The organism is Bacillus sp. CR71 (assembly GCF_003429245.1).
GTDB classification, from domain to species: Bacteria; Bacillota; Bacilli; order Bacillales; family Bacillaceae_G; genus Bacillus_A; species Bacillus_A thuringiensis_S.
Genome location: NZ_CP031748.1, coordinates 5,889,592 through 5,900,243 on the forward strand (window position 1 = coordinate 5,889,592; position 10,652 = coordinate 5,900,243).

Genomic DNA, 10,652 nt, shown 5'->3' on the forward strand with positions numbered 1-10,652 from the left:
CGTGGAGAGCAACTGTTATATCCACGTTTTCCTTAGCGAATCCACTTGTCTTCGCAACGGCATGGCTATAGCCATGCTTCTCTCGTACCTTCCGGTCCTCACTCCTTTTTTATATTGTTTCATCCCAAAACACATTTGTTCATTTTCATGATCTTATTAAAAATAAATAATTATATATAAAAAGAGCCGTTCCGGACTCAGAGTCATAGACACAAAATAAGTGTCTGAATCTGAACCGCGAAACGGCTCTTGAATGTTTAAACGAAATAAAAAGAAAAAAGTAAATCTATATTTAATTTAACATAAATTGGGTATTTCCATCAATGGTTTTCGTTGACTTTTGGAGTAGAGGCTGGTTCGTCGTGTGGGGGCGAAACCCCACGTATTACGTATCTATCCATATGGTAAATGAAATTATGATTCGAGTGCACTAGCGGTTCGGCTCGTATAATAGCAAATTCAAGCCGATAAACCTAAATAGTTGCTTTTGGATGTATCGGCTTGGTGCCGCCAAAAACCGAGCCGAAAAAAGTTTTGCAAGGATGTAGCAAAGCGTAAAGGGTGGAGATTTTCTGTAGCAAAGCGAAAGAAAATACAACCCGTTCCTTGCGGAACTTTTAGCTCTCTATATAGAGAGTGAGAAGGGACAAGCATACAAAAGTATAAAAAACCCAGTAATATCAAGGGGTTTGGGAGTTTTTATAGTTATCGAATTCGATAACTTTAGTTATCGAATTCGATAACTATAAAAACATAAAAAAACCTGTATGTGATTCATACAGGTTACACTAATTTTATTGGTAAATTTTTTAATTCTTTGGGCTTTCTTATAAACATAGTTTGTAGTGTTTGATTGATATTGTCACGATCTCCACAAAGAATTACATTAGGATTTATGTACAATGCATACATTCTAGCATTAATCCCATCTCTACCCGATTCAAAACGTCCAATTAGACCTTTTTCAATTAATTGCTTTACTAATCTACTAACTGTATTTTTACTAGATCCTATTTTGTCTGCAATTTCTGTTTGAGTCATAGGTAATTGTTCTTTTGCATTAATATCATGAACAATACAATTAGAACGAAAACCTATAAATCCAATGATTTTGTTTAAAAACATAATTTCTTCGTTTTTTAAATAATTATTTTGAATAAGATATAACCAATTCTCTTGAATAATTTGAGCGAATTTAGCTTTGTTTTTTATCTTCCGTTCAGGTACTAACTTCATACCATGCGAATTAGCTTTTGCTTGAAGTTCATTTGCTAAATACATCTCTTCTTCTGACAAGATCTTTGAATCCCCGATTTCTCTCAATCTTGCATTTTTTTCAGCTTGTTTTAAATTGATAGTATTTGTCATAACTTTTCTCCTCGTTCCTAGTATTTACAACTAGTACAGAGACTCTTTTTGTGCTATTATGTAATTAGAATTTTATAAGAATAAAAAAAGCCTCTCATTATAGTTGTTTCTCGACAATTCAATTATATCATGATTGGCTTTTTTTGTTATAACTAAAAGAAAAAGAGTTCTGTATATAGAACTCTTTTTCTTTTTCCACTTTATAAAAATATCGAAAAACTCAAAAGGGCAATAATTCCCGAAACCAACGAAACCCCTACAACAATCAACGTTTTTTGAATGATGTATTTTTTCTTATCTCGCTTGTCTCTTTCCGCTTTCACATCTTTATTTTCCATGAAAGCAACAATTTCAGAGTATGTTTTTATATTTTCACGCTTCTTAATTATGTCAATTTTAATAGCTGCTGCCATAGCAATTACCCAAAAAACAAATGGAATAATTAAACCTACGTTACCAAAATATTTAATTACTAATCCCATGGATCCTACAGCTAAAATCAAAAATATAGCCATTACCTGTCCTAACTTATTAAATTTAACTTGCTGAAGATTATTTTTCATCATTTCCACGTCCCCTTTAACTAAATCGTCTAGAGAAACATCGAAAAGAACACTTAAAAGCAATAAATTATGAATATCAGGATAACTTCTTTCATTTTCCCAATTTGAAATGGTTTGACGAGAAACATAAATTTTTTCAGCTAAATCTTCTTGAGAAAATCCTTCCCTATCTCGATATTTTTTAATTTGTTTACTAAGATTCATTTCGTTCGCTCCTTCTACATCAAAAATAGTTCAAGGTAATTATTTATAGTAGCAAATATCTTTATAAAAGCTGATTTTAATATGTCAAAAAGCTTTATACATTGTTTAAACCCTTTATTTATCAATGATTATTAAGATATTAATCCTCAACAAAATAAAACAAACCTTTACTAAATTATCATCTATATTCAATTGATACAATATTATCCAAAAAATAAAAAAGAATCCCATAAACATAGGACTTTTTTTACTTTTATCAAATGTAAACTTTTAAATATTAGTTTACATTCATTTCCCTTAAACATTGACTTCACATCAAATTTCCTGATATCCTCAAAATACACAACAAAAGTATACATTCAAAACACTATAAATAAAGAGGTTAAAAATCATGAACAAAAAACCACATCTCATTGATGTCCAACCCATCCGTAGCAAAGAACAGATTGAAGATATGAAATGGGCTCTTAAACGTCATTGCTCCGAACGAGACTATATTCTGTTTCTTATCGGAATCCATACTGGATTACGAGTGAGTGATCTACTCCAACTCGAAACACAAACCATACTAAAATTAAAACAGAAAAAGAGAAAAGAATTCAAAATCAAAGAAGGAAAAACAAAGAAAGAACGGATGATTAACCTTACTTCCATTTTTGATGAGGTACACTCTTATGCTCAAACTCTAGATAATACCTGGTTATTTCCTTCCCGAAAAGGAGACAAACCTATTAGTAAGATCCAGGCTTATCGACAATTGCAAAAAGCCGGAGATTTTGCCGATATAGAATCCATCGGAACTCATACCATGCGCAAAACCTTCGGTTATTGGTTCTATAAACAAACAAAAGATGTTGCTATGTTACAAGAAATTTTAAATCATAGTACACCACAAATCACTTTAAAATATATTTGTATCAATAAAGAAGAAAAAGATAACATACTTGATACATTTTATATTTGAACTACCAATTTTAGTGAAAAATAAAAGAGGCCAATCCTTATTATTTAAAAGATTAGCCTCTTTCAATATTAATTAGAAATAAAATCGAATTTCTTTAATATAAATTTCCAAATTCGTTCTTCTCCGATTATTACAGAAGCCCTACCTACCATCCCTGTATACAACTCATGTGAATCCTGTATATCAATTGTTGCTTCTAATTCATACACATACCCTTTAGAATCCTTATCAAAAATAGGATGTGCTGATAAATAAGTTACTATTCCTGTTTGTTTATCAGATTTCTTTAGTTTAAACGAATATTGTACTTTATCCCCTTTTTTAATGCCTTTTATATCTTGAGCCGGTAATAAAATTCTAATCTTTTTCTCAGTATTTTTAGGGATAATTGAAACTATCTCTTGACCAGAATCAACTAGATCACCTTTTTGTATAGCAGAGGGAAATTGTACAACTCCATCTCTTTGCGCCCTTATACTTGTCATATCATTTTGATTATGTAACACATCCAATTCTTGCTTTTTCATGAAAATTTCTTGCTCTAAAGGTTCAATTCGCTGATTAACTAAAACAATTGTACTTTCTTTATATTGATTTAAAACATTTTTCTTTTCTTCTTGCTTTCCTTTTTTAACAATATCAACTTTTTTCCCTTCATTTTGTAAGGTTTCTTTTCTTAATTGAATCCTTTTTTCAATACCATTCCGTTGAGAATCTAAAGATTCTATTTTATCATCCAGAGATTTTTTATAATCATCTAATATAGTCTCTTTTTGTTTTTTAATGGAATTTATTTCTTTTTGTATATTTTCTTTATCTATAATTAAACCTTGTAATACTTCATCTTGCTCACCAATAATTTTATTATTATCTATAACTTTTATTTCATTATCTTTTTCATTTTGTAAAGATTGATAAGTTTGTTCATATGATTTATATTCTTCTATAATCTTTTTATCTGTATCACCCAGAAAGAGCAATTTATGAGCTTGAATACTCTGTTTTAATTGTTCTAACATTCCTTTTTTCTTTTCTAAATGTTTAATAATTTGATCCAATTGATTCTGTTTATCTATTAATTCCTGATTTTTTAATTGAATTAAAACGTCTCCTTTTTTTACCTCATCACCTGATTTAACAGAAACAGTATCTACAATTCCTCCAATTTGCGTTCTCGATACGCTCACATCATATTTACCTTGTATCATTGCAGTCCCTTTGCTTACAATATCTACTTTTCCTATATATGCCCAAATCATAAAAAGTAATAAACTCATAAATAAAAAACATAGCAATCCCATAATAAAACGAGGTGGCTTTCTTTCTAGCAGTTCTACACTATCCGTTAATTGATCAAAAGAATAAATCTTATTCATATTGACCACCACTCATTACATAAGATTTTTCTTCTATATGTTCTACATGAATCGTTTGATTCTTCCAAAGACGAAAATATTCAGCCTTCATAAATAATAATTCTTCATGAGAACCTTGTTCTATAATATTTCCATTTTTCATTACAAAAATTTTATTTGCATGCTGAATCGTACTTAATCTATGTGCAATCATAATTACCGTTATTCCTAGTAAACCTAATTCTTTTAGCATATCTGTAATTAATTTTTCTGTTGTGGAATCTAAATTACTAGTAGCTTCATCTAAAATTAAAATATCTGGTTTCTTTAACAATGCCCTTACAATGGCTAATCTTTGTCTTTGTCCTCCAGATAAATTTGAAGCATTTTCTTCTAAAATCGTTTCATAACGTAATGGTAATTCACTAATAAAATCATGTGCACAAACTTGCTTACATACTTGAATAACTTCTTCTAGTGAAACTACACGATTCAATCCAAATATCAAGTTTTCATAAATAGATCCACTAAAGAAAAACGATTCTTGTGAAACATATGCAATACGATTCCTCAATGCTACTCTATTTATCTCTTTAATTTGATAATCATCATAATATATATCACCTTGATTAAGATCATAATAATTCATTAATAATTTAGAAATAGTAGTTTTTCCAGAACCACTTTCCCCAACAAACGCAATTTGACTACCTGGATCAATAGAAAAACTTATATTATTTAATACATTCTTACGTGTCCCATAACGAAATGTAGCATCCACAAATTCAATTTTTCCAGATAACTTTTTAGGGGAAACTTTATTATATTCTTTTTCATTTTGTTCTAAATCTAAATCAAAGATTTCATTTAATCGTTCTCCCGCAATTAATGCAGATTGCATTGTAGGCTGAATTCCTATTAAATTTTCAATTGGATTCAAAAAATAAACCAAAAGCGCATTATAAGAAATTAATTCCCCAATTGTCATATTCCCTTTTAACACTTCCATCGCACCAACCCATAAAATAATTGTCCCACCAATTAATTCAAGTCCCATTTTAATAGAACTTTGTAAATTAGCTAAAATTCCACTTTTAAATACATATCTCAAAAGATTAACAAAACGACTTTCTGTTTGAAAAAAGACTTCTTTTTCAGCATTATATGATTTTACTGTTGCAATACCGTTTAAAGATTCCACCAAATAAGATGTTAATTTAGCATTACTCTCCATTTCTTTACGATTAATGTTTTGATAAGGTTTATGAAATCCCCAAATAATACCTATATAAAAGGGAACTAATAGCAATGTAACTCCAAATAAAATTGAGCTATGCACATATAACAATACTGCCCCTAGCATTACCATTATTGTATCAATCATTAATGTAACAGTTATCGTTGATAATGCATCTCTTATTTTTCCAGCATCCATAAACCGCGAAATAATCTCTCCAACTTTTCTTGTTTCAAAAAAATGCAGCGGCAAACCAACTACATGACGATAGTATCCAAGCATTAACTGAATATCTATACGTCTACTCAAATATAAAATTAAATGCGTTCTAAAATAAGAGAGCAAAATTTTAAAAATATACAAAACAATAATTCCTATAGACACAATATGAAGCGTTTCCATTAATTGGTTTACAACTATATCATCAATTAACAACTTAAAATAAAATGCTCCAGCAAAACCAAACAGATTAAAAAATATAGAAGCAATAAAAATTGGAAATAACAAATTAGTCTGCAGCTTCAATAAAAACAAAAAACGAGAAAATACCCCTTTAGATACTTCTACCTTCTCAAAATTTTGTTTTGGACTCATCAAAATTAAAATCCCTGTCCAAACCTTTAAAAAGTCTTCCAATTTATATTTAACAGACCCACTATCAGGATCTGCAACATATACTTTATTATTCTTTACTTTATGAATTACTACATAATGCAGTAATTCACCATCTACTACTAAATGAGCAATTGCAGGCAAAGGAATTTCATTTAAAAGTGTAGGATCTGTTGATTTTACTCCTTTCACATCAAAACCAAGTCTTTCTCCAGCTTCCAATATCCCTTGTACATTTGTACCCTCTAAATCTGTCCCTGCAATTTGACGAATTTTAGCAATTGAAATAGAAATTCCGTAATGTCTTGATATCATTGCAAGACATGCAGGTCCACAATCTTTTAAATCATGCTGTTGAATACATTTAAACTTTTTAAACAAATTCAATCCTTCTTTCACTATTTTATATCCATCTATAATTCATTATATAAAATAAAATAAATTTATAGTAAAAATTATAAAAAAATTCCAAATATGCAAAATTGCATATTTGGAATTACATATTTTGTATTAGAATAAGTTTATGAAATGAATATTTCTAAATATTAAAATATTAAAGGGAGGTTTACAGCATGAATTTAAATAACACAAAATTTGCTGAACTTAATGAAAAAGAACTTCAAACAAATGGTGGAGCAAGAGGAATTTTCGGTCCTATTATCAAAGCTGGAAAACAATGTTGGGATAATGATTATTGCCGCGAAAAAACATATGGTACTTACGGTCGAACAGATAGTCGATATAAACATGGTGCTCCATACGGAAAATGGTAATATTCAAATAATACAAAGAGGATTCATTATTTTTTATGAATCCTCTTTGTATTATTAATTATATATTTATAATGATGAATAGTTTAAAATAAAGAAAGGATTCATATTAAGTATTTTTATATTTTAATTGAAAAGGAAAGATAATAAATGATAAAAAAAATACATCAATTTTTTGTGAATTTACATCCAATATCATTTATATTGATTATGGTAGTTTTAAGCTATTTAATTACCAGACCATTTATGTTATTTTTACCAGAGATACAAAGTAACCCCGCTGAGAATGAACCTATATATCAGCAAATTTTATCCGTTTTAATTATAGCCCCTATAGTAGAAACTTTAATTTTCCAGGTTTTTTTATTCTGGATTCTTCGTTGTATTCCCTGGATTCGTGAACATGATTTATTAATAGTTTTAATTGCAGCATTAATGTTTGGTTTATATCATCCATTTGGGATAACTTATGTAATATGTATTACAGTAACAGGAATTCTTTATAATTATGCTTATTTGATTTATTATAAAAAAAATGAAAAAGCACGTGTTACAGTATCAGCATTTGGGATTGTGTTTTGGATACACGAGATAGATAACATAATTTCTCTTACAATACAAAATCTGTATTTTTAATACATTAGATCTAATAACAAAACACCTTACATAAACTCTTTAAATCGTATAAGATACTAAAATTTAAATAACATGCTTATAGCAAGGGAATGCTTGTAAACTGATCTATACTGCATTCCCTTATTGTATGTATGCTATATTCTTATTCGCCTTTTTCTAACAGTAGAACCACGAATCTTGCCAAAAACATTGACTATTCCCCTGTCCTAAGACATCTCCACTCTAATCTAAATAAAAAGATTAAAAAAAACATAATTGTTTTCTGTCAACAAAAGTGACAGGTTAGAAAAGACCTAACAAAACTTGATATCTAAAGGGTTAATTTTTAATAAAAAAAGAATATACTCAAAATTTAAAAATTATAAAATTGCAATATAAATATATTTTATTGTATAATCTATTTAGAATAATTAATAAATATAAAAAGAAAGGAAGTTTAAAAATGAAAAATAACAAATTTGAAACTTTATCTAAAAAAGAATTATTAAACACTAATGGCGGAGGAAAAGTAATTGGAACTGATGCAGGACATTATCCACGAGAATGGGGTAAAAAATTAGGCCAATGGATAGGTTCAAAAATTAAATAATTACTTTTATTCAATAAAAAACATATAAATACAATAAAGGAATGCATATAAATTAATCTATATTGCATTCCTTTATTGTATTTATGCTATATTCTTATTCACCTTTTTCTAACAGTAGAACCACGAATCTTGGCGAAGACCTTGGTTTTTGCCCTGTCCTGGGGTCCGTCCTCGCTTTTTATTCCACGGTTCCCTTGACCACGAGCCTCCGAACCCTCAAACTCCCAAAGCTAACCCCAGCGGGCAAAAACCGCCCTTCTGGGGCCACCCCTGGCGAGTTTGCATGAGGGTTCCCCTCATCGTCAAGGAACTTTCGCGGCATAAACGCCAGGACTCAGTTTATAAATCGCATAATAGTTATTTTCCAAATAACCTCGCAAAAAATCCTTTTGATTCCGTAGATGCTGTTAATGCTTTTGATTCCTGCAGTTCTCTAATTGTTTCAAGTAACTGTTGATCACGTTTTTCTAACTTATTATCAATATAATCTTGTTGTTTTTGTAATTGTTCAATTAACAACTTATTAAACCCTTCTTGTTTCTCACTATATTCTCTTAATCTACTAACTTCATTTTTCAATGCTTTTAATTCTTCAGCTAAAATTTCCCCAACTTCTTTACTAGGAACAGGTTTTATACTCTCTCCACCTGTAGCAAAATAATGTTCGATTTGTCGTATCGAATAATTTTGCTCCCTATGCAATTGTTTAATTATTTTCATAGCCTCAAGTGCTTTTTCATTAAAAACATTATAACCAGATTCATTTTTTTCTAAAGGAATATGGGCTCTTAATTCTTTCATCCAATTTCGAACAATGTTTGGGGATTCGTCTAAATATAATGCTACTTCTTTAACCGTCATGTCCTTATAACCTGGATTTTCTTCACCTAAGTATTCACTTTTATCCACCTTTTTACCTACCTCCAATACCTAGATAAAAACCAAGCTTTTCAAAATACCCATGGTTATTTTGAAAAATATCCACCTTAATACCTGGGTAAAAAACCTAGGTTTTTATTAACTCGATTTACTAAGGTTAGTATCCACCTATCCAACTAAAAAATCAACTAAACCTATAAAAATCTATTTTAAATATATCTGTGCTAAATCTAACCTTCCTTTTCCATGCCCTAATTCTTCATGAACTATATTCATTACACCCTGTACTTTCTGATATATACCTTTAAACTCTTGGCTAACCCCATAATCCGCACGTTTTCCTTGTTCATGATTTTTCAAGATATAAACCAAGACTTCCTGTCCTCGCTCATAGGAATCCCCTAATAATTCTTTAAAACGTTCTCTAGCAAATGTATGGCGAAACATATGGGTTCCATTTGTTTGAATTCCTGTTATTTTACTAGCTTTAAGTAACGCGGCTCTCAAAGTATTATCTTTAACCGGAATAATTTTTTCATGTAATTGTTTATCTCCAATCATCTGACGGATCTTATCTTTTACATGTTCCGGAATCTGAACTTCACGTCTCCGCCCACCCTTTGTAATTCCTTTTCCTTGTTCAATCTTCAAAACATTATTTTTTAAATCAAAATGTTCCGGAGTTAAGTTAATAACCTCTCGCGCACGAAGACCTAAATGTAATTGTAATTGGAATGCATTTCGAACATGAACAGAAGATACACTTTCTATCAATCTATTAGCATCTCTCAAGCTCATAGAGCGATTCTCAGGGGCTTCCTTACTTTTTTGATAGTTGCACACTCTTTTTTCAGAACAAAAGCTTATAGGCTCTTTCTGAAGCTTCTCAGCTTGTCTATGCATTGCTATTTGCAACTTCCTTAATCCGGTTTCAATATTCATCAAGTGTCCGTTGGACACTCCTTCCTGTTCTTTATGCTGTAAATAAGCATGATAGTGTTCTTGTTTAAAGTGAATAATCCGTGTAATTTCAAATTGTTCTCTACAAAAACGAGCAAAATCAATTGAAACAGACATCGTATTTTGAATATGTTTAAAAGAATATAACCCTTCCGTATGTCGCCCTTCCTTTTTTGCTTCATATTTTGATTGTCCAACACAAATAATTTCCTTTACCGCATTTTCGATTTGTCTTACAAGCGATACCTTAGAAGATCCTCTTCGTCTTCCCATATTTTCGCCGCCCTTCGGTCGGCCCGTTTTCGCTCACGCTCAAACGGGCATAATCCACCTTATGGTGCGCGGCAAATACGCCGCACACCATAAGGTGTCAATCCGCTACTCCATATGTATCTGTAAAACTTCAATTTAAGCCTACGCCTGTCGCTCCATATTTAGCGTGGAGAGCAACTGTTATATCCACGTTTTCCTTAGCGAATCCACTTGTCTTCGCAACGGCATGGCTATAGCCATGC

10 protein-coding genes are annotated in these 10,652 nt (G+C 30.5%); 4 read left to right on the forward strand and 6 right to left on the reverse strand.

The window, feature by feature from the left end:
- Positions 1 to 783 precede the first annotated feature (783 nt).
- Both DOS87_RS29750 and DOS87_RS29755 read right to left on the reverse strand, forming a co-directional pair.
- Entirely contained in the window at positions 784 to 1,368 is a 585-nt protein-coding gene (locus DOS87_RS29750; RefSeq protein ID WP_098770440.1) for a MarR family winged helix-turn-helix transcriptional regulator, read from the reverse strand.
- Between the two features lie 200 nt (positions 1,369 to 1,568).
- A complete protein-coding gene (locus DOS87_RS29755; RefSeq protein WP_098230096.1) occupies positions 1,569 to 2,135 on the reverse strand; it encodes a helix-turn-helix transcriptional regulator in 567 nt (188 codons plus the stop codon).
- 391 nt (positions 2,136 to 2,526) lie between these two features.
- Between DOS87_RS29755 and DOS87_RS29760 the strand changes: the two genes are divergently transcribed.
- Complete coding sequence (locus DOS87_RS29760) at positions 2,527 to 3,099, forward strand: tyrosine-type recombinase/integrase (protein ID WP_098770442.1); 573 nt, start codon at positions 2,527 to 2,529, stop codon at positions 3,097 to 3,099.
- A gap of 68 nt (positions 3,100 to 3,167) precedes the next feature.
- Here DOS87_RS29760 and DOS87_RS29765 read toward each other — a convergent pair whose 3' ends face one another.
- Both DOS87_RS29765 and DOS87_RS29770 read right to left on the reverse strand, forming a co-directional pair.
- Positions 3,168 to 4,475, reverse strand: a complete 1,308-nt coding sequence (locus DOS87_RS29765; RefSeq protein ID WP_208730171.1) for a putative HlyD family type I secretion protein — start codon at positions 4,473 to 4,475, stop codon at positions 3,168 to 3,170.
- Positions 4,468 to 6,684, reverse strand: a complete 2,217-nt coding sequence (locus tag DOS87_RS29770; RefSeq protein ID WP_098770444.1) for a peptidase domain-containing ABC transporter — start codon at positions 6,682 to 6,684, stop codon at positions 4,468 to 4,470. The genes DOS87_RS29765 and DOS87_RS29770 overlap by 8 nt, the downstream gene beginning before the upstream one ends.
- A gap of 191 nt (positions 6,685 to 6,875) precedes the next feature.
- On the opposite strand from DOS87_RS29770, the gene DOS87_RS29775 reads away from it, so the two are divergent.
- From DOS87_RS29775 to DOS87_RS29785, 3 genes are all read left to right on the forward strand, one after another.
- Positions 6,876 to 7,076, forward strand: a complete 201-nt coding sequence (locus DOS87_RS29775) for a hypothetical protein (RefSeq protein ID WP_071742573.1) — start codon at positions 6,876 to 6,878, stop codon at positions 7,074 to 7,076.
- A gap of 147 nt (positions 7,077 to 7,223) precedes the next feature.
- Entirely contained in the window at positions 7,224 to 7,709 is a 486-nt protein-coding gene (locus DOS87_RS29780; RefSeq protein ID WP_098770445.1) for a CPBP family intramembrane glutamic endopeptidase, read from the forward strand.
- Positions 7,710 to 8,151: 442 nt separating this feature from the next.
- Positions 8,152 to 8,298 carry a hypothetical protein gene (locus DOS87_RS29785; RefSeq protein ID WP_170265049.1) on the forward strand — a complete coding sequence of 49 codons (147 nt, stop codon included), beginning with the start codon at positions 8,152 to 8,154 and terminating at the stop codon, positions 8,296 to 8,298.
- A 357-nt stretch (positions 8,299 to 8,655) separates the two neighbouring features.
- Here DOS87_RS29785 and DOS87_RS29790 read toward each other — a convergent pair whose 3' ends face one another.
- Both DOS87_RS29790 and DOS87_RS29795 read right to left on the reverse strand, forming a co-directional pair.
- A complete protein-coding gene (locus DOS87_RS29790; RefSeq protein ID WP_098770446.1) occupies positions 8,656 to 9,207 on the reverse strand; it encodes a MerR family transcriptional regulator in 552 nt (183 codons plus the stop codon).
- Between the two features lie 174 nt (positions 9,208 to 9,381).
- Positions 9,382 to 10,410, reverse strand: coding sequence for a site-specific integrase (locus DOS87_RS29795; RefSeq protein WP_098770447.1), 1,029 nt, complete (start codon positions 10,408 to 10,410; stop codon positions 9,382 to 9,384).
- Positions 10,411 to 10,652 lie beyond the last annotated feature (242 nt).